This window comes from Nocardia sp. CA-107356, from assembly GCF_050946365.1.
Taxonomy (GTDB): domain Bacteria; phylum Actinomycetota; class Actinomycetes; order Mycobacteriales; family Mycobacteriaceae; genus Nocardia.
In genome coordinates this window covers 3,145,943-3,165,337 of record NZ_CP191992.1, presented here as the reverse complement: position 1 = coordinate 3,165,337, position 19,395 = coordinate 3,145,943, and the positions used below count along the sequence as shown (strand labels likewise).

At 65.3% G+C, this 19,395-nt stretch carries 22 protein-coding genes; 16 read left to right on the top strand and 6 right to left on the bottom strand.

Annotation, left to right across the window (positions count from 1 at the left end):
- The first annotated feature begins 154 nt into the window (after nucleotides 1-154).
- On the top strand, nucleotides 155-415 hold the full coding sequence (locus ACQP1G_RS14155; protein WP_433203455.1) for a hypothetical protein: 261 nt from the start codon (nucleotides 155-157) through the stop codon (nucleotides 413-415).
- A 15-nt stretch (nucleotides 416-430) separates the two neighbouring features.
- Here ACQP1G_RS14155 and ACQP1G_RS14150 read toward each other — a convergent pair whose 3' ends face one another.
- A complete protein-coding gene (locus ACQP1G_RS14150) occupies nucleotides 431-1,504 on the bottom strand; it encodes an AraC family transcriptional regulator (RefSeq protein ID WP_433203452.1) in 1,074 nt (357 codons plus the stop codon).
- Between the two features lie 147 nt (nucleotides 1,505-1,651).
- On the opposite strand from ACQP1G_RS14150, the gene ACQP1G_RS14145 reads away from it, so the two are divergent.
- Entirely contained in the window at nucleotides 1,652-3,187 is a 1,536-nt protein-coding gene (locus tag ACQP1G_RS14145) for an aldehyde dehydrogenase family protein (RefSeq protein ID WP_433203449.1), read from the top strand.
- 9 nt (nucleotides 3,188-3,196) lie between these two features.
- Here ACQP1G_RS14145 and ACQP1G_RS14140 read toward each other — a convergent pair whose 3' ends face one another.
- The gene (locus ACQP1G_RS14140; protein ID WP_433208501.1) at nucleotides 3,197-3,841 is read right to left on the bottom strand and encodes a formylglycine-generating enzyme family protein; all 645 of its coding nucleotides are present in this window, start codon (nucleotides 3,839-3,841) and stop codon (nucleotides 3,197-3,199) included.
- A 143-nt stretch (nucleotides 3,842-3,984) separates the two neighbouring features.
- On the opposite strand from ACQP1G_RS14140, the gene ACQP1G_RS14135 reads away from it, so the two are divergent.
- Both ACQP1G_RS14135 and ACQP1G_RS14130 read left to right on the top strand, forming a co-directional pair.
- On the top strand, nucleotides 3,985-4,329 hold the full coding sequence (locus tag ACQP1G_RS14135; protein ID WP_433203446.1) for a hypothetical protein: 345 nt from the start codon (nucleotides 3,985-3,987) through the stop codon (nucleotides 4,327-4,329).
- Nucleotides 4,330-4,431: 102 nt separating this feature from the next.
- Complete coding sequence (locus ACQP1G_RS14130; protein WP_433208498.1) at nucleotides 4,432-5,433, top strand: TIGR03617 family F420-dependent LLM class oxidoreductase; 1,002 nt, start codon at nucleotides 4,432-4,434, stop codon at nucleotides 5,431-5,433.
- A gap of 33 nt (nucleotides 5,434-5,466) precedes the next feature.
- Here ACQP1G_RS14130 and ACQP1G_RS14125 read toward each other — a convergent pair whose 3' ends face one another.
- The gene (locus ACQP1G_RS14125; RefSeq protein ID WP_433203443.1) at nucleotides 5,467-6,333 is read right to left on the bottom strand and encodes a class II glutamine amidotransferase; all 867 of its coding nucleotides are present in this window, start codon (nucleotides 6,331-6,333) and stop codon (nucleotides 5,467-5,469) included.
- Between the two features lie 313 nt (nucleotides 6,334-6,646).
- Entirely contained in the window at nucleotides 6,647-7,081 is a 435-nt protein-coding gene (locus tag ACQP1G_RS14120; RefSeq protein WP_433203440.1) for a MarR family winged helix-turn-helix transcriptional regulator, read from the bottom strand.
- Between the two features lie 79 nt (nucleotides 7,082-7,160).
- On the opposite strand from ACQP1G_RS14120, the gene ACQP1G_RS14115 reads away from it, so the two are divergent.
- Complete coding sequence (locus ACQP1G_RS14115) at nucleotides 7,161-8,051, top strand: alpha/beta hydrolase family esterase (RefSeq protein ID WP_433203437.1); 891 nt, start codon at nucleotides 7,161-7,163, stop codon at nucleotides 8,049-8,051.
- Nucleotides 8,052-8,078: 27 nt separating this feature from the next.
- Nucleotides 8,079-8,645, top strand: a complete 567-nt coding sequence (locus ACQP1G_RS14110; protein WP_433203434.1) for a YbhB/YbcL family Raf kinase inhibitor-like protein — start codon at nucleotides 8,079-8,081, stop codon at nucleotides 8,643-8,645.
- Nucleotides 8,646-8,745: 100 nt separating this feature from the next.
- Here ACQP1G_RS14110 and ACQP1G_RS14105 read toward each other — a convergent pair whose 3' ends face one another.
- Together ACQP1G_RS14105 and ACQP1G_RS14100 are read right to left on the bottom strand one after the other, a co-directional pair.
- Nucleotides 8,746-9,459 carry a TetR/AcrR family transcriptional regulator gene (locus ACQP1G_RS14105; protein ID WP_433203431.1) on the bottom strand — a complete coding sequence of 238 codons (714 nt, stop codon included), beginning with the start codon at nucleotides 9,457-9,459 and terminating at the stop codon, nucleotides 8,746-8,748.
- A gap of 2 nt (nucleotides 9,460-9,461) precedes the next feature.
- The gene (locus ACQP1G_RS14100; protein ID WP_433203428.1) at nucleotides 9,462-10,067 is read right to left on the bottom strand and encodes a TetR/AcrR family transcriptional regulator; all 606 of its coding nucleotides are present in this window, start codon (nucleotides 10,065-10,067) and stop codon (nucleotides 9,462-9,464) included.
- Between the two features lie 146 nt (nucleotides 10,068-10,213).
- Here ACQP1G_RS14100 and ACQP1G_RS14095 point away from each other — a divergent pair, with 146 nt between their 5' ends.
- The 10 genes from ACQP1G_RS14095 (at nucleotide 10,214) to ACQP1G_RS14050 (ending at nucleotide 19,360) form a co-directional block, all read left to right on the top strand.
- A complete protein-coding gene (locus tag ACQP1G_RS14095; RefSeq protein WP_433203425.1) occupies nucleotides 10,214-10,495 on the top strand; it encodes a hypothetical protein in 282 nt (93 codons plus the stop codon).
- Between the two features lie 369 nt (nucleotides 10,496-10,864).
- Nucleotides 10,865-11,707, top strand: coding sequence for an MlaE family ABC transporter permease (locus ACQP1G_RS14090; protein ID WP_433203422.1), 843 nt, complete (start codon nucleotides 10,865-10,867; stop codon nucleotides 11,705-11,707).
- On the top strand, nucleotides 11,707-12,570 hold the full coding sequence (locus tag ACQP1G_RS14085) for an ABC transporter permease (protein WP_433203419.1): 864 nt from the start codon (nucleotides 11,707-11,709) through the stop codon (nucleotides 12,568-12,570). The genes ACQP1G_RS14090 and ACQP1G_RS14085 overlap by 1 nt, the downstream gene beginning before the upstream one ends.
- A gap of 4 nt (nucleotides 12,571-12,574) precedes the next feature.
- Entirely contained in the window at nucleotides 12,575-13,627 is a 1,053-nt protein-coding gene (locus ACQP1G_RS14080; RefSeq protein WP_433203416.1) for an MlaD family protein, read from the top strand.
- Entirely contained in the window at nucleotides 13,624-14,643 is a 1,020-nt protein-coding gene (locus ACQP1G_RS14075) for an MlaD family protein (protein WP_433203413.1), read from the top strand. Before ACQP1G_RS14080 ends, ACQP1G_RS14075 begins: the two co-directional genes overlap by 4 nt.
- Nucleotides 14,631-15,632 (top strand): MlaD family protein, encoded by a 1,002-nt coding sequence (locus ACQP1G_RS14070; protein ID WP_433203410.1) that lies wholly within the window; start codon nucleotides 14,631-14,633, stop codon nucleotides 15,630-15,632. Before ACQP1G_RS14075 ends, ACQP1G_RS14070 begins: the two co-directional genes overlap by 13 nt.
- 4 nt (nucleotides 15,633-15,636) lie before the next feature.
- Nucleotides 15,637-16,734, top strand: a complete 1,098-nt coding sequence (locus ACQP1G_RS14065) for an MlaD family protein (protein ID WP_433203407.1) — start codon at nucleotides 15,637-15,639, stop codon at nucleotides 16,732-16,734.
- The gene (locus ACQP1G_RS14060) at nucleotides 16,731-17,783 is read left to right on the top strand and encodes an MlaD family protein (RefSeq protein WP_433203404.1); all 1,053 of its coding nucleotides are present in this window, start codon (nucleotides 16,731-16,733) and stop codon (nucleotides 17,781-17,783) included. Before ACQP1G_RS14065 ends, ACQP1G_RS14060 begins: the two co-directional genes overlap by 4 nt.
- On the top strand, nucleotides 17,780-18,769 hold the full coding sequence (locus ACQP1G_RS14055; RefSeq protein WP_433203401.1) for an MlaD family protein: 990 nt from the start codon (nucleotides 17,780-17,782) through the stop codon (nucleotides 18,767-18,769). The genes ACQP1G_RS14060 and ACQP1G_RS14055 overlap by 4 nt, the downstream gene beginning before the upstream one ends.
- Nucleotides 18,770-18,787: 18 nt before the next feature.
- Nucleotides 18,788-19,360, top strand: a complete 573-nt coding sequence (locus tag ACQP1G_RS14050; RefSeq protein ID WP_433203398.1) for a hypothetical protein — start codon at nucleotides 18,788-18,790, stop codon at nucleotides 19,358-19,360.
- The last annotated feature ends 35 nt before the right edge of the window (nucleotides 19,361-19,395 follow it).

Genomic DNA, 19,395 nt, shown 5'->3' with positions numbered 1-19,395 from the left:
TCCCAATATTGTGTCCCGCCGTCGAGCAAATTCCTAGCTGCGTTCAGGAAGTCGTGGCAGCGGACCAATGCTGCCGCGCCGATGAGACCGACGTCGCCAGTGCTCCGCCCTCCGCCTCAGGGCAACGAACGACGAGCGCAAGTCGACACCCTGAATGACCGATCCCGACGACCGGCGAGAAGCGTTCATGGGCGCCCGGTTGTTCGCCGGGCCGCGGCGCGGCCGGATCGCTACCGGCGTCCTACGGAAAGCAACGCACTGGGACGAAGTGGTCGCACAGCTGGGCCACGAACGTCTCCGGCGACACGATATGGAGGCGACGCTGCTCGGAAGGGGTTTCCCGGCGGGCGAGGTACAGGATCCGAACTGCGGCTGCGACGATCCACGGATGGCAGCGCCCCGAAATAGACGGTAGCGCAACGACAGTCGGCTAACCGGCGCCGACCAGATGGGTCCGGTCCAGCGCGGATTTGGGCGCAGCCCTGATCGGCGCGACCGTCCGTGCCCGAAACTCCTGTGGCGGACAGCCTTTCCAGCGCCGGAACGCGCGAATGAACGATGCCGCCTCCGCGTAGCCGAGCCGCGCGGCCACCTGTTCGGTGGTCATATCGGTGTGGCTCAGCAGCTCCTCCGACATCATCTCCCGAACCTCGTCGAGCAGAGTGCGGAACGAGGTGCCCTCCTCTCGCAGCCGACGTGACAGTGTTCGCGGGCTCATGAAAAGTTCAGCGGCAACCGCGATTTGATCCGGAATCGCGCCCGGATTGCGGACCAGCCGATCGCGCACCGAACCCGCGACACCGGTGCGGGCGCGGCGCGCGGTGAGCAGATCACGGCAGAGTTGTTCGCATATGCCCCGCGCCCATTCGTTGGCCTGTGGCAGCGCGACATCGAGATAGGCGGTGTCGAAGGCCAATTCGTTGACCGTCGCGCCGAAGACCGGCTCGACGCCGAACACGTTGCGGTAACGCGTCGTATCCGCCGGAGCGGGGTGCCGGAAGCCGACCCGGGTGGCGGGCACCCCCGCGGAGAACAGTTCCCGGCCGATGGTCTGGATGCCGGTGATGACGCGTTCGGTCAGGAACGATCGCACATCTTCCGGAATCTCGGAGTCGTCGAAGATCAGCCGCGATTCGGTCGCACCCTCCTCGAAGGTCAGTCGGCCGAAAACGAAGGCGAGGTCGATGTAGCGCAGCGAAACCTCGATCACCTCGCGCACCGTGCGGCTGCTCAGCAGCGCCAGACCCCAGGGCCCGTACAGCGCAATGTGGTAGCGATCCCCCGCCTCGACTCCCAAACCGGACTCATCGCCGAATCGCGCGAGCAGATTTCGCACGACGCGCACCTCTTGGCGCGCAGTCACCACGGCATTGGGATCGATCACCGCCTCGGGCACCAGTGCCGTGCCCTGCAGGCAGACCTCCGGCGCCATTCCTCGTTCCTGCGCCAATTGCATCAGCACATGCACGCTGGATGTACTGCGCAACAGATCCCAATCGAACACCGAACTGCATCCTCGTCGAAGCCGGTCTTGCTATTGGCGGAACATATCAATCATTCCTTCTGCATGGCAGGAAAATCGTGAATCCGCCGATCGGGTGCCATCCAGGTGCCAGGCTGGAGGTCAGGCACAACACAGGAGGTGAGCCGGATGGACACCGCAGAACCGCAGGTCGACATCGAGGTACACAATCCCGCCGACGGTAGCGTCACCGGCCGGGTGCCCGACGAATCGAGCGCCGCCGTCGCCGCGACGGTGCGCGAATTGCGCCTGTTCCAGCCGGAATGGGAGGCGATCGGCCCGGATAAACGCGCCGAATGGCTATTTCGGCTGCAGGATTGGCTGATCGACAATTCCGACGAGCTCACCGATGTGGTCCAGTCCGAGACCGGTAAAACGCGCTACGACGCGGAAATCGAGGTGCCCGCCGCGGTCAACCTGATCAAATACTGGGCGCGCAATGCCGCGAAATTCCTCCTCGACGAACACCCGGCACCACACAGCCCGCTCGGCCGGACCAAACGTCTGGTCAAGGCCTATCGTCCGCATCCGGTGGTCGGGATCATTACGCCGTGGAACTTCCCGCTGCTCAATGTGTGCTTCGATGCGCTGCCCGCGCTGATGGCCGGTGCCGCGGTGCTGGTGAAGCCGTCGGAGGTGACGCCCCTGAGCGCGGTCGCACTGGCGCGGGGATGGTCGGCGATCGGTGCGCCGCCGGTCTTCGCGGTGTCCACCGGACGTGGGGATACCGGGCGGGCGGTCGTCGAGGCGGTCGACTACGTGCAGTTCACCGGGTCCACCAAGACCGGTAGGGCGATCGCCGCGGCCTGCGGCGCGACCCTGACCCCGTACAGCCTCGAACTCGGCGGCAAGGATCCGGCCATCGTGCTCGCGGACGCCGATATCAACCGGGCGGCCGCGGGCATCGCCTATGGCGGGCTGTTCAATTCCGGACAGGTCTGTGTGTCGATCGAGCGGGTGTATGTCGAGGCGCCGGTCTATGACCGGTTCGTGACCAGCCTGACCGAACAGGTGCGGAAACTGCGGCAGGGGCACGACGGACGCGGGTTCGCCTTCGATATCGGTGCGATGGCAACCGAGGCACAGCGCGATATCGTCACCCGCCATGTCGAGCAGGCCGTGGCCGCTGGTGCGCGAATCACCGTCGGCGGCAAGGCAACTGGCGTCGGCACCTTCTTCGAACCGACGGTGCTGGTGGATGTCGACCACACGATGTCGTGCATCAGCGAGGAGACCTTCGGCCCGACCATCCCGGTCATGAAGGTCGCCGACGAGGACGAGGCGGTGCGCTTGGCCAACGATTCGGTCTACGGGCTCTCGGCCACCGTATGGACCGGCGACCGCAAGCGCGGTGAGCGGGTGGCGCGGCGACTGGAGGCAGGAGCGGTCAATATCAATGACGCTTTCGCGAATCTGTTCAGCTTCGCGCTGCCGATGGGCGGATGGAAGGACTCCGGGATCGGTGCGCGGTGGGGCGGTGCCGCCGGAATCCGGAAATACTGTCGCCAGCAAGCGATTACGGTGCCGCGCTTACCGGCAATGAAGCGCGAGTTGGCATGGTACCCGGCCTCGCGGACACGGTTGCGAGCGTTGACCGGATTGATGCGAGCGTTCGATGGGCGTGGTACGCGCAAGCTGCCGAAGTTCGCGAGCGGCCAGCGATAAGGCGCGGGCTCAGACGAATATCGAACGCGCTATCCGGAATCCGACATCATCGATCCGGTAGGTCGGATGACTACGCCGCCGCACCGAGGCCCGGCAGCTCCACTTCTCGTCGGACCACCCGCCCCCGCGCAGTACCCGATACGAGCCGTACACCTCGGCGTCGTAGATATCCCAGCACCAGTCCCAGACATTGCCGAGCATGTCGTACAGCCCCCACGCGTTGGGCAGCTTGCCGCCCACTTGGTGACTTCGTTCCTCGGAATTGCCTCGGTACCAAGCGATCTCGTCGATCTCGCCATAACGCGGTCCGGTAGTACCTGCACGGCAGGCATACTCCCATTCGGCCTCGGTCGGCAGCCGATACCCGTTCGCCGTGGCGTCCCACTCGACCTCGTCATCGTGCACGCGGTACGCGGGGCCCAAACCCGCACGCGACGACAGCCCATTGCAGAACCCGATCGCGTCGAACCACGAGACGCCCTCGACCGGCAGCCGATCACCGCGAACACTGCTCGGCCACACACCGGTGACCTGTTCATACTGCGACTGCGTAACCGAAAACGCCGCCATCTGATACCCAGAGACCTCGACCGCCCAGCTCCGCTGGGTCCGCCGATCCGACAACGTCACCTGCCCCGCCGGGAGCGCGACCATCTCGATTTCCGCATGCACAGCTAGGCGATCGTAGTCGGTTCCGATCGCAGCCCCCGACCACTGGTGTCGATCCGGGTCGTCGAAGATCGGCATGCGTATCGTGGATTTCCGATATCGCCCAATGATGGGAGAGGTGCTGCGTCATGACTGAATCCGATCTGTCCGAGCTGCGGGAACGAGCCGAGAGCGGGGATGCGGACGCGGTCGATGAGCTGGTCGAACTCGCCGGAGAGCTGGGCGATGCGGATGAACTCCGCCGACTCGCCGACCGGGGGAATGCCGATGCGGCAGACCTACTCATCGAACTCGCCACCGAGCGCGCAGACATCGCCGAACTGCGACGACTCGCCGACGACGGCAATACCACCGCGACCGATCAGCTGATCGAACTCGCGACCGAGCGCGGCGACCTGGACGAATTGCGGCTGCTTGCCGACCGAGGCAATACCGATGCGGCCGAGCTGCTGATAGAGCTCACCGCCGAGTAACGGCGGTGAGCAGGGGGCGTGGACGCTCGCTACAGTTGGCGAGATGAAATCCCCCGGCTTGCGTCCGGGGAGTACGTCGACGATGACGAATTGGGCTGGCTAGTGAGAGTTCATACCGCACTCTACGGTCCCGCGGATGCGGAGCAGCGGACGCGCGCACTACGGGATATGGGGGTCGGTGGTGTCTTCACCTTCGAGGGACCGCACGACCCTTTCACTCCGCTGACGCTCGCCTCGACCGTCGCGGGTATGGATTTGATGACGAATGTCGCCATCGCCTTCCCCCGCAACCCGATTCACCTGGCCCACCAGGCCAACGACCTCCAGTTGCTGGCCGCGGGCCGATTCATTGTGGGCCTCGGCACCCAGATCCGCCCGCAGATCGAGAAGCGTTTCGGCGCGGACTTCCACCACCCGGTCGAGCGGATGGCCGAGTTGGTGCGGGCACTGCGCGCGATCTTCGCGTGCTGGAACGAGGGCACCCGCTTGGACTTTCGTGGCGAGTACTACCGCCACACCCTCATGACCCCCACGTTCAACCCGGGCCCCAATCCCTTCGGTCCGCCGCCGATCTATCTCGGCGCGCTCGGTCCTCGGATGACCACCATGGCCGCCGAAGTCGCCGACGGCCTGCTGGTCATGCCGTTCAATTCCAAGCGATACCTGCACGAACAGATCATGCCCAGGGTCCGCGACAGCCTCGCCAGGGCGAACCGCAATCCGACCGAATTCGCAGTACTTCCGGAAGTCATTGTCGCCGTTGGCAATACCGATGAGGAGCAGGAAGCGGCCGACGCCGCGACCCGCCGCCTGCTCGGTTTCTACGGCTCCACTCCGGCCTACCGCCCGGTCCTCGATCATCACGGCTGGGGCGATCTACAGCCCGAACTGAACCGTCTGTCCAAACAAGGCCGCTGGATCGAGATGGGCGAACTGATCGATGACGATATCCTCGGCACCATAGCGGCCCGTGGCAAACCCGCAGCGGTCGCCGCCGATATCCGTGACCGCGTCGGCGCGATCTCCGACCGCGTCTGTTTCTATCAGCCCTACGCACCGAGCGATGAAACCCTCACCGAACTCGTCCACGCACTGAACGACTGAGCGCGGAATCCATTTCGCCTGGGCAATGTGCGATCACCGCCCCGATTGGGCGGCCGCCGCGCGGCTGTCGAGCTGTGCCAGCGACAGCGGATAGCGCGGCGGGGTATCGAGGACGGTAGTCGAGTGGGTGCGCAGGCCGCCATCGACGTACAGCAGTTCGCCCGGTTCCAGCGCCCGCCAGCCGGGGTCCTCGTCCGTGCGCTCGCTGGCCACCACGACCGCCGGGAATTCGCTCAAGTGTGCGCTGCGCGCTCGAATCCCCGCGCGTCCGGCATGGTCCAAATGCCGACCGCCGTGTGGTCCGCCCGCCGCGCGTTCGAGGACGAAAAGGTCGTGTGTGTCGGGATACCGCAGCGCCCACAGGTTCGTCGCCGTGGTCAGCACCACATTGAGCGCGTAGACCGGCAGCCGGTCCGCGATCCACCGGACCGCGTCGGTGATCCCCGCCGTGACGTCGCCGCCGTGTGAATCGGTGCGCTGGGTGACGAGGGCGAAGAACCGTTCGGAGTCGGTATCACCGTGCACCAGACCGAGGTACGCGCCGAGTTCGGCGTCCAGTTCGTCGAGGCCGTGCAGCACACCGTTGTGCGCGAACAGTCGGCCATGCTGTTCGAACGGGTGGGTATTGCGAGGTTGCATGCCACCGGTGGTGGCATAGCGAACGTGTGCGACGAATGTCGTCGATTCTCGTTCCCGCGCTTCCCGAGCGAATTGGGCATCCTGGTAGGCGGCGATCGGCTGCTTCTCCACCAGCGCAGCCCCGCCGGCGGCGAAGGTGCCAAGACCGACGCCATCGGGTTCACGTCTGCTCTGCTCCGACAGACTGTCCGGCGCATCGAGCAACCAGAACGTGGCCCGCACCCGCTGCGGTGCGGCCGACAACCCGAACAAGCGACACATGGCACTCCAGCCGGGGCGTTGTCCACAGGTGATGATTTGCCTGTGATCTTACCCGGGGCGGGCCGCCTGATGGCGCGCCGCATCGTACTGCTCGAAACATGCCTCGCCCACGACGAATATCCCGCGTTGCGGCAGCCAGAAATCCCCCAATCTCGCTTGGGCGGCCAACGGCTTCGGAGGACCGATATCGATTCCAGCGATTCGTGCACGACTTTCTCGACGGTCCACAGCATCCGTGGATTGGGCCGGAACCACTGACCGCCGCGTGCGTCGGCCGGGCGTACGGGCACTGGGTGAAACGGCCTTCGCGGAGTCAGTCGAGTAGCCGACGCAGCAGGGTCAGCGATGTCGCCACCTGCTCCTGCTCGGCGGCGGTGAGTCGATCGTCGATGAGTTCGGCGAGGTGTTCGTGGCCAGCCAGGCGCCGTTCGGCGAGAAGTGCGCGGCCGGCCTCGGTGAGGATCAAGAGTTTGCGGCGTAGATCGTCGCTGTCGGCGGTGCGGCGCACCAAGCCCCGGTCGACGAGGGCGGCGACCGTAGCGGCGACCGATTGGTGGCGGAGTTTATCGGCGCGGGCCAAGTCGGTGACTGTCACGGGCCCGTCCCAGTCGACGCGTTTGAGAACCGACACCTGCGACAGCGACAGCTCGCGGCCCGGAGAAGCCGAGCGCATGCGCCGGACCAGGGCGCCGACCACCGACTGCAGTTCTTCGGCGATCGTCTCGTGGTCGCTTGTCTCACCGCTCACAATTCACTAAAGTACAGCAAAACTGCGCAGCCTAACTGTATATCTGGCGTCACAGATCGAGCACCGAGGATGACATCGAATGGCCGAGGACCTGGTAGCGAGCGAGCTGACGGTCGGTGGACGCACTCGCACCTTCACTGTGCGACCACCCCAGGACCGCGACGCGCCGCTGGTGATGGCATTGCACGGCAATCTGTCCGGTGCCGACGAGCGGCTCCTGTCCGGCGGCGTCGGACAGCTCATGGACCGGTGGCTCGGCTTCGGCGCGCACGCCGACGAATGGGGTATCGCGGTGGCGTATCCCGATGGCTGGCACCGATGTTGGGCGGACGGTCGCGGGGTGACACCAGCCGACGAGGCCGATATCGATGACATCGCCTTTCTACGGGCAATGATCGACTGGTGTGCCGACCGATTCGGCACCCGGTCGGATCAGACCGTCGTCGCCGGAATCTCCAACGGCGCGTTCATGTCTCATCGGGTGGCGCTGGAACTCAGCGATCGGGTCCCGGTCTTCGCCGCGGTCGCTGGCGCACTGCCGGTCGCGTTGAGTGACATCCAGCCCACCCATGCCGTGTCGGCGATGCTGATCAACGGGACCGCCGATCCGATTCAGCCGATCGAAGGCGGCTATTCCCGACATCGCGGGCGCAACGGTGAACTACGTGGCCGCACACTGGGTTTGACCGAGAGCGCCGAGCGGTGGCGAACGATCGACGGGTGCCACGGCGAGGGCGCGACGGCAACGACCGCACTGTCGAGCCGCCACACGGTCGATGGCGGAGTCGGCGGTAGCCGGGTGACGGCGTGGACTGTATTCGGCGGTGGCCACGCGTGGCCCAACGCTGCGATGTCCGGACAATGGCCCGACAGCCCGTGCTCTGCCACGACACCGGAATTCGACGCAGCCGTGGAGATCTTCCGGTTCGCGCAGCCACTGCTCGTTTCAGCGCACGCGCGCAAGCTCTGAAATCGACTGTCTACCAAGGAGATTGCAATGTCAATCGTCGGCAAGCTGCTCATGAACCGACGTGCTGGTGACCAGGGCCTGGCCTGGCATCGTCCGAATCTGGCCGAGGCCACCATCTTCCAGATGACCAGTCCCGACTTCGACCACGAGTCATCCCTGAACACGATTCATGCCGGAAAACGGGTCGGCGGCCGGGACCGCTCACCCGCGCTGACGTGGTCACCACCACCCGCGGGGACAGCTCAGCTGCTGCTGGTCATCGAGGATCCCGACGCACCGACGAAGGCGCCGTTCGTGCACGCCGTCGCCCTGCTGGACCCCACCGTCAACGACATACCGCAGGGCGCACTCGACGCCGACGATCCCGCGCCGGGTGTGCGGGTGCTGCGTTCGGGGTGGGGCCGCGGCTACCTCGGTCCGGCGCCGATCAAGGGTCACGGCCCGCATCGCTATGTCTTCCAGCTCTTCGCCCTGACCGAGCCGATCACCACCGCGGGCGGAAAACCCCTGGCATCGGCGAAACCTCACGCCATTCTCGAGGCCGGACAGTCCCTCGCACGAGCCCGTATCGACGCCTTCTACCAACGTCCCTGACAGCCCGCGGCCCCGACCGATTCGATGGCCCGCCCGGCTCGCCGAACTCGGGCACGGCAAGTGCGTGCCGAGGCACTCGCGGCGTGACTACCGAAAGTCGCTACGGCTCAACGAAGAACACGTAGTCGAACAGAGCCAGAATCCGATCGATACCGAATCGATCGGGATCGTCGAGCACCAGACGTGCCGCGGTCTGAATGGTCCCCTGCACAACCTGGGTCAGCACATCGGCGTCCACCTCATCGGCATCGGGCTGTTGCGCCAACCACAGGTCGATCGCGTGTCCCAGTGGCGCGCGCAATTCGTCGCGCGATTTGGCGACTCGATCCCGCAATACCGGAGGGACGCCGTCGATCGGGAAGTACACCAGGCGCCACGTGTCGGGCATCGAGCGCACCTCTGCGAGGAACCGCCCGAGCATCGCGGGCAGCTGTTCGGTTGTGGCAGTACCCAAGTCGGGCGTCACAGCACCGTCGACCGAGCGTTCGACCGCGGCGGCCATGCGGGCGGTCTCGCGTTCGATGAGTTCCTCGAGCAGTTCATCGCGACTGCCGAACGAGTCGTACACCACCGGTCTGGTCACCCCGCCACGCTCGGCGACGGCGGCGATGCTGACGCTGGTGAACCCCTCCTCGGCAACGATCCGCAGCGCCGCGTCGAGCAGTTGCTCGCGCCGGTCGGCGGGCTGGAGCCGTTTGGCGTATTTGCGCTTGGTCGGCAGTGGTTCGCCCGGCTTATCGGACACCGCCCGCTTATCGGATGCCCTCTGCTGGGGCGCTTTCTTCTGGAGCGCTGCTTGTTTCGCGTTCGCCATGGCTACGTCTCCCCGGCTCCGACCGACGCGACCGCTCGACGCGCCACCCAGCGCAGTGTCTCCGCCACCGCCTCGCGACGTTCGGAGCCCCCCTCGGCGAGCACGATCCTGGCTCCGGTCTCGCTCGCGCTGATCACCGCGTGGCTCAGCAATTCGCTGTCGATATCTTTTTCGCTCAGTGCGCCGAGCACCGCGATCAGCGCCTGGCTGCGCTCACGGATCGCATTGCGGGTGCGATCGACTCGGCCGTGCACCGCTCGGGGTAGACCATCGCCGGGCATCAGTACGAACCGCCAGGTTTCCGGTGCCGCGACCACGAGGTCGAGATAGATATCGACGACGTCGACCGCGACATGCGATGCCATCGTGGCCAGGTCAACGCCCTGCGGTAACACCGGGGTCGCGGCAGCCGCCATCTCCTGCACCCGCTGGTCCTCGCGATCGAGCAGTGCCTCGAACAACTCGTCCCGATCACCGAATTCGCCGTACAGCGCTGGCCGGGTGAGGCCAGCCGCCCGCGCGATGGCGTGCATACTGGCGCTCGCATACCCGTCGCGCACGATCAGGTCCCGTGCCGCGTCGAGAATGTCGTCACGTCGTGTTGACACTTGCTCCTCCCAACGTCGGCTGACGGACACCTGTTTCAGATAGTTCCGGCTGGGCCAGTGTACGCATTGCCATCGCCCGCGCCGTAGACCTCGTTACCCCGCCGGGCCGCTCGGGTCCCCCGGCCACGCCTCGGATGAGCATTTCGATGACCAAACGTATCTCGGCTCGCCCGATCGGTGCGCGCATCGGGGAGCGGCAGATCCTCGGCGGTGTGCACCAGCAACCCCGAAACGGGACAGCACATTTGACGGCAATCCCGCTGAAACCACAACGGGGACAGTGGCATTTCGGGACGAATTCGGAGCGGATCGTCTTCCCCGGCAGTACCGCGCCGAGATCGACATGGCCGCGCACCATGCCCCGATCGACCAGACCTGCCACGCACCAGGATCGGGGCACCTCCACATTGTTCAGCAACATCGCGTAGCCAGCTGTCAGCTGGTGTCCATGGCCGCCACCATAGTTCGGGTGCGGTTCGTTCCCGGGTCTGCGTCATCGTCATACCCTTCCGACGTCGGGCAACGCCGCCGGAGTCGATGTGAAGATTGCACCGAAGTACTTGCCGTCAAACGAAATTGATCCTGTTGTTTTCCCTACTCGGCAATGTTAGCGTTTGCCCCTGGCAGCCGATGGTGTCGATCACACCGGGGGCAGTTGGTGAGCGCGTTCACAGCCACTCGCGGTCACCACAGCAACGACTGTCGAGATCTGTCAAGACTCTGACGTGTCACGTCGACGGGCAGTGCGGCCTGGCACATAGCGTGGCCTTGCGGGGGAAATGAGGGAGGAACGATCGATGGACTCCGACGCGCCGAGTGCGGCACCGACGGCGACACAGATAGCGCGGAAGAATCTCACCGATACCACGCTGTCGAGCCTGCGCACCTTCGGTCGCGTGGTCGACCTCGGTCTCGAGTCGGCGCGCGGCACCGTCTCCGATATCGTCGCGCGCGAGTTCCAATGGCACGAAATGCTGCGCCAGTCCTGGTATCTGGTGACCGTCACCGCAATTCCCGCGGTACTGATGGCGGTGCCGTTCGGGGTGGTCGTCTCGGTGCAGGTGGGCAATCTGATCCATCAGCTCGGCGCGGATTCGTTGATCGGCGCGGCGGGCGGACTCGGCGTCATCCAGCAGGGCGCGCCGATCGCGACCGGCCTGCTGCTCGGCGGCGCGGGCGCGTCGGCGATCGCCGCCGACCTCGGCGCGCGCACCGTTCGCGAGGAGATCGACGCGCTGCGCACCATGGGCATCAGCCCGGTCCATCGGCTGGTGATTCCGCGGGTGACCGCGATGATGTTGGTCGCGCCGCTGCTCAATGTGCTGATCATCTTCGTCGGCATAGTCGCGGGCTACGCGGTCGCGATCGGCGCGCAGAATGTCACGCCCGGAAGCTATTGGGCCACCTTCGGTTCCTTCACCGTGCTCACCGATGTATGGATTTCGATGATCAAGGCGGTGCTGTTCGGATTCATTGTGGTGATCGTTGCCTGCCAGCGGGGGCTGGAGGCCAGGGGCGGGCCGCGCGGCGTAGCCGACGGCGTGAATGCCGCGGTCGTGCTGTCGGTGGCATCGATCATCGTGGTGAATCTGGTGATCACCCAGGTCGTCGCCATGTTCCTACCGCTGCGGGTGGCGTGATGATCGCTACTCCGTACGTACCCAAGGGATTTCGCTGGGCCAACCGCCTCATCGACCGGGCCCGGGTATCGGCGCCGCTGGAGAACGCGGGTTTCGCGCTCGGCTTCGTCTTCCAGGCCTTGGCCGCTATTCCGTTGACGCTCAATCGCTATCGCGCCGAAACCATGCGCACCATCACGGATATGACCTGGGGCCGTGGCTCGGTCATCGTCGGCGGCGGCACGGTGCCGATGTTGATCGTGCTCGGCATCGCCATGGGCGCTGGTGTCGGCATCCAGGGCTTCACCACCCTCGACTTGCTCGGACTCGGCCCGGTCACCGGTGTGGTGTCCGCCTTCGCCAATACCCGTGAACTCGCACCCATCGCCGCCGCGGTCGGATTCGCCGCGCAGGCGGGCTGCCGGATGACCGCCGAAATCGGCTCCATGCGGATCTCCGAGGAGATCGACGCCATCGAATCCCTTGGCCTGCGCTCGGTTCCGTTCGTGGTGACCACCCGGGTCATCGCCGGTGCGATCGCCATCGTGCCGACCTTCCTCATCGCCCTGATCCTCAGCTACCTCGCCTGCGACACCGTGGTCGTGCTGCTGCACGGACAGGCAGGTGGGGTATACGAGCACTACTTCTTCCAATTCACCAGCGGCTACGACGTGCTCGCCGCGGTGGTCAAGATCCTGGTGTTCGGCGTCGCGGTCATCCTGATCCATTGCTACTACGGATTTTTCGCCTCCGGCGGACCCGAGGGCGTCGGCATCGCATCCGGTCGCGCGGTGCGCGCCAGCTTCGTCGCGATCATCGCGCTGGATATGGTGATGACCCTGCTGCTGTGGGGCGTCAACTCCTCGATCGAATTCCCGGGGTGAGCAGATGCCCAATTACGGATTGCCGGGCGTCACCATGGGCAAGCGCGGTTCGCGCGCCCTCGGTACCGCGGCCTTGGTCGTCGCCGTCGGAGTCACGCTGGTCTGGACCGGATATCAGAACCGTCCCGACGGCGAGCGCATGCGGGTGCAATTGCGCACCGAGCAGATCGGTGAGGGCATTATCGAAGGCACCTCGGTACGTCTCGACGGCGTCGATGTCGGCACGATCACCGATATCGCCAGCGTCGGCGAGGGCCGCCAGCTCATCACCCTCGACCTCGACAAGGCCCAAACCTCCGGACTCACCGATGATCTCGCCGTCGACTATGCACCGGAGAATCTCTTCGGCATCAGCGCCTTAGCCCTGAAGCGGGCCGACGGCGGTACCCCACTGCGCTCCGGTTCGGTCGTCGACCTCGCGGGCGCGAACGCGAATCGGGTCGGCGATGCCACCATGGGGCGGCTGTTGCGTGCCCTCACCGAGACATCGACCGAGGTCTTCACACCCCAATTCGCCACGTTACTCCAGACTTTCAGTGGCGAACTGCAGGCCTTCACCCCGATGCTGGAAGCCGTCATCATGCTGAGCCGGGCGGTCGCCGACACCCAGCGCTTCCCGTCGTCGTACCTGATCGACCAATACGCCTCGTTCTACGACGGATTGGGCGCATTCACCTCCTCGACATTCAAACTGCTCGCGTCGGTGCTCGATATCGAGGTCCTGCAGAACGACCGGCTCAAATACGACACGTCCATCTCCATGCTCACCGACCAGGCCTTTCCTGCCATCGGCACCATCGGTGACATTGCCCGCCAACACTTCTCCGGCTACGCCGAGATGTTCGCCCCCTTGGTCGCCACCCTTGCCGCGACCGTCCCGAACCCGGGACAGTCCCATGCCGAGCTGACCGAACTGATCCAGCGCCTCGATCGCATGTTCGCCGACACCCCGAATGGACCGACGCTCAATGCCGCCATCACATTGCGCGGAGTACCGGGCATCGCCGTGCCGCTGCTCGGGCAGCAGGGGTTCGCCATGTTGGGAGGCGCATCATGAAGCCGACCTCGACCCTCGCGGTGGCCTGCAAGCTCGGACTGTTCACCGCGGCGATGATCACGCTGCTCGCGGTGATCGCGGCGGCCATCATCCGGCCGGTCGACGGCGATACCGCCACCTACCGTGCCGAATTCACCGACGCCAATGGCTTGAAAACCGGTGACGACGTGCGCATGTTCGGTGTCGCGGTCGGCAAGGTCGCCGATATCTCCCTCGAAAACGGCCGCGCCGCGGTCGAATTGACGGTGCAACGGGACCGGCCGGTCTACGACTCCAGCGTGCTCGCCATCCGGTACCAGTCGCTGACCGGTCAGCGCTATATCGATATCCGCCAACCCGAGCATCCAACGCCGAAACAGGCGCAGGGCCTCACCATCGGCCCGGATCGCACCATCCCGTCCTTCGATATCACCCAGCTCTTCAACGGGCTGCAGCCGGTGCTGCAGGAGTTCTCCCCCGGTGCGCTCAACCAGTTCACCGAGAGCGTGCTCGCGGTGATCGAGGGCAACGGTTCCGGGGTCGGGCCCGCGCTCGACGCGATCGGGCGGCTCAGCTCCTATGTATCGGATCGGCAGGCCGTGCTCGCAACGATCGTCGGCAATCTGGAGTCGATTTCCAACCAGATCGGTGGTCGCTCACCGCATTTGGTGACCTTGCTGCGCGGCCTCTCCGATGTGTTCACCGCATTCCAACAGAAACTCGACGGCCTCATCGACTTCGCCAACGTCGCCCCGTCCGCGCTGGGCCCGCTCAACAGCCTGCTGACCACCCTCGGTTTCACCGAAGTCGCGAACCCGAATCTCGACAATGATCTGCACCTGCTGTTTCCGGATCCGGCGACGGCCTTGGATCTGCTCGGCAAACTCCCCGGCCTGCTGCAATCGCTATCCACGCTGGCGCCCTCGGGCCGCACCGGGGTTCAGGTCGACCTCACGTGCTCGAAGGGCCGGGCCCAGGTGCCGTCCATGGTGGCGGTACTGATTGCCGGGCAAAGGATTTCGATATGCAACAGCTGAAGCACGGACATGACCGGCACGAGGCCACCAAACAGCGCCGTGAACTGCGCCTCGGCCTCCTCGGGGCGCTTGCACTCGTCCTCGCGCTCGGCGCGACCGCGGTGATCTACGTACTGCCGATCGGCAAGGCCACCTACACCGCCTATCTACCCGAGGCACAGTCGATTCGCGTCGGCAATCAGGTGCGAGTCGCCGGAATCACCGTCGGCGCGGTGACTTCACTCGAGCTGCAGCCGGATCGGGTGAAGATGGGGTTCACCGTGGACCGCGACGTCTTCGTCGGCGATGCGACCACCCTGGAAATCCGGATGCTCACCATCGTCGGCGGCCACTATGTGGCCATGACCCCGGCGGGGCAGAAACCGTTGGGTAAGACGGCGATTGCGCCCGATCGGGTGAAACTGCCCTACAGCCTGGTGCGCACCCTGCAGGATGCGGCCAAACCGGTCGCCGATGTCGATGCCACGACGCTGCGCGAGAATCTGGCGGCTTTGCAGACTTCCCTGGATCAGAACCCGGATGGCCTGCGCCGCATGGGAAATGCGATGCAAACCTTCGTGACCATCCTCGACCGGCAGAACGCCGAGGTCTCGCGATCGCTGACTGTCACCGACGAATTCCTCACCGTCATCAACGGAAACCGTTCGCTGGTCGGCCAATTCGTCCGCAAGATCGGTCTACTCGAGGTGCAGGGCCTGGACAAGAAGGCCGAGATCACCGAGGCACTGGGGATCGCCGCCGAACTGCTTTCCCGGATCGCGGCGCTCGAACCGTCCTGGCGCGAGCAACTACAGCCGATGGTCGACAAGCTGATGCAAGCACTGCCCGCACTGCGCGAACTGGTCGGGAAACTCGACGATTCGCTCAACACGCTGCGCGGTGTGAAGGAGAAGTTGCAGACGGCGGTGAATCCGCAGGACGGCATTGTCATCGATCAGTCGGCGGATACGATCACCACCTGCGTCCCGGTCCCGGGAAAGGGGTGCTGACCTCGTGAAACGCCTCTTCGGTTCCCAGGGTTTCGTCACCATCATCGGCGGGATCGTCCTCGCTGTCCTCGCGGTCGCGGGCTACCTTGTCGCATTTCGGCCCTTGGACAAGACGCTCGGCTACTGCGCGATCATGCCGGACGCCGTCGGTCTCTACCTCGGCAACCACGTCACCATGCTCGGCATGCCGGTCGGCAGCGTCACCTCGGTCGAGCCACAGGGTGACGGTGTGCGCGTCGCTTTCGAGGTGAACGCCGACCATCCGCTGCAAGGGCAGGTCAGCGCGACCACCGTCTCCGACACCCTCGTCGCCGACCGCGATCTCGCGGTACTCGGCGAGCCCGGCGGCCCCGAGTGGAACCACGACACCTGCATCACCCAGACCTTCACACCCAAGAGCATCACCGAATCCCTCTCCGCCTTCTCGCGGCTGGCCGATGAACTCAACGCCCATGGCGCACCGGGCGAACAGACGCGCATCCGCGATAGCGTCGCGGCCTTCCAAAGGGCCACCGCCGGAACAGGACCCGCCATCAATGGCCTGATCAAGGACCTCGGCACCGCGCTGCGCGCCCCCGATGCCGCCATCGGGCATATCGCCGCACTGATCGACGCGATCGGTCAGCTCTCGACCAGTATCTCGACCAACTGGGACGACATCAAGACCGCACTGGTCAACGCCGGAGCCGGTATCGCCTTCGTCAACGAGATCTGGCAGAAGGTGGTGCAATTGGTCGACTCGCTGCTCGTCGACTTGCCGATGTTCAATGACATCTCGCGCAAGTACGGCCGCGAAATACTGCGCGGACTCGACGATCTCGCGCCGCATCTGCGCCTGCTGAGCGCCAATGTCGCAACGCTGCAACAGATTATCGATATGATCCCCGCGCTCGTCGGCGCCTTCCAGCATGCGATCGACCCGCAGAGCGGACAGGTGAAACTCACCTATGCGCCGCCGAAAGTCGCACTGCCCCAAGAGAACGCCGACCAGATCTGTGCGGCGGTGAACGCCGTGACACCCGGCCGGTGCCGCAGCGGGGCGAACGGTCTCGCCACTGTCGACCTGGCCGCGCTCGTTTTCGGACCGGTAGGTGCCCGATGAAAAACTCCACCCTCATACGACGGGCCGGAACCGGGCTCGTGGCCGTAATGCTGCTCGGCGGATGCGCTTTCGACCCCTCGTCGGTGCCGGTGCCAGGGGCGTCGGTGGCTGGTCCGACCTATCAGGTGCGGATCGAATTCGCGAACGCGCTGAACCTGCCGAAACAGGCCAAAGTGGTGGCCAACGGCGCACAGGTCGGCAGCCTGCGCAGCGTCACCGTCGTCGACCCGTCGGCACAGAATCCGGGCCGTATCGACGCCGTCGTCGACATCTCCGCCTCGGTCGAATTGCCGACGACCACCACCGCGCAACTGCGCCAGAACACCGTCCTCGGCGATATCTACATCGGACTCAGTACTCCCCCAGCCGATTTCGCCAGCACCATCGCACCGGGCGGCACCATTGCGCTGCAACAGACCCGGCCCGCACTGCAGATCGAGGATCTGATGGCGGGCATGTCCACCTTCATCGGCGGCGGCGCATTGCACAGCATGCAGGAGATCATCAACCGCACCAACGCGGTGCTGCCCGCACAGGCGACCGAAACAGCGCGGATCTTCCAGACGCTCGGCCATGACGCCCAGGACGTGGCCGACAATCTGGACTCGGTCGGCCGCCTGCTCGATGCGATCCAATCGGATCTCGGCGCGGTGCTGGACAACAAGGAAGAGCTGGATGTCCTGCTCTCCGAACGTGGTGCGCGTGATATCCCGACGTTCGCGAATTCGCTGGTGCTCACCCTCGGTGTCGTCGGCGCCCTCGGCATCATCGGGCACGCGATCGCCTGGCTCGGACCTCTCCTGCAGGCCGGTGACGCCACCGCGAAGGCCTTCGTGCCAATGCTGTTGGCGGCCAACCCACTCGATCTGTCCGCGCCGTCCAACCTCAACCACTTGGTGACATTGCTGCGCGACAAGGTCATCCCGTTCGTGGAGCGAGGACCGAAAGTGAATCTGACCCACATCGGCATCGAGGGCGCGCCGGTCTCCACCGATGACCAGGTCGATCGCATTATCGCGAGCCTGCGGATGATCGGCGCGGTGCGATGAAATCCCGTCGTATCAAACCCGGTTCGGTCTTCTCGCTGGCCGCCATCGCCGCGATCCTCATCGTCGGCAGCAGCTACCTGAGTTTCGGCGTGGTCAAGGTCGGCTGGCTGAAGAACTACACCGACGCGACCATGGTGCTCACCGACTCCGGTGGCCTACTGCCCCGGTCCAAGGTGCTGCTGTCGGGTATCGAGGTCGGGAAGGTGACTTCGGTGTCGCACACCGGCAACCAGGTCGCCGTGCGGTTCCGTGTCGACGACAAATACCGCATCCCGACCTCGAGCATCGCGCGGATCGAGAGTCTGTCCGGACTCGGCGAAGCATATCTGGACTTCCGCCCGCGCGACGGCGGGGCGGGCCCGTATCTGCGCGACGGGCAGACGGTGGACGCCGACCGGATCGTCATGCCGATCTCCATCCCCGAGGTGGCCCAGACCGCGACGCGCATCCTGAACCAGTTGGATCCGGCGGCGATGGGCGCCATCATCGATACCTTCAGCCAGGGGCTGGCGGGTACCGAGGCGGTCATTCCGCAGTTGTCCCGGTCCACGGATCTGCTGGCGGCAACGCTGCTGGCACGCTCGGATGTCATCCGCGACATGCTGATCGCATTCCAGGCCAAGGCCTCCGATATGTCGTGGTCCGGGCCGGCTCTGCACGATGCCGCCGATCCGTGGGCCGCATTCGGGCCTCGGGTCAGCGAAGTGGCCGCCTCGATCGCCAGGGTGATCCGCAAGGGTGATGTGCCCGCCGACTATCTCACCGATACCACCGAAACCGTCGGCCTCGTCCCGTTCCTGCGCCAACTGGCCGCCGAGATCGACCAGATCGGACCCGACCTGTCGTCGCTGATCCCGCTGTTGCAACCGTTGGCCGCACTCGCGACACATGCCGTGCACCCCTTGGATATCGGCGGTCTCATCACTCAGGCGCTCAGCGCGACCAGCCCCGACGGCACGCTCAACTTCCAGATCACCGTCAAATAGCCATCTTCCGGAGCAGCCATGACAGTCGATACGACCAAAACCGATGCGCCGAGCGATACGGTTGCGGCCCAACACCGTTCGATCTCCATCCCGATCGCGACCGTCGCCTGGGGCGCGGCATCGGCCGCGGTGACCGTCCTCGCCGTCACGCTCGCCGGATTCCTCATTGCCGCCCACGGCGACCTCGCCGACCGGGACGCCGTTGCCGCCGACAACAAGCACGCCGAGCAGGTCGCCACGGAGTACGCCGTCGGCGCATCGACGGTCAACTACGCCGAATTCGCCTCGTGGGTGGGCAGACTCAAGCAGAACACCGCACCGACCCTGGCGAATAAATTCGATGCCACCGCGCCGAAACTCGCGGAACTGCTCACACCGCTGAAGTGGACCTCCACCGGCAACCCGATCACCGCCAAGGTCATCTCCGATAACAGCGGTGTCTACCAGGTCGACGTATTCGTCGATGTCAGCTCCACCAACGCCCAGAATCCCGACGGCGCGCACACCACCGTCACCTATACCGTCACTGTCGACCGCAACTCCGACTGGAAGATCACCGACGTCGGCGGCGGCGGCCTGCCGATGAAGTAGCGCCGATCCCGGCGCGAAGACCACACGGGGCGCCG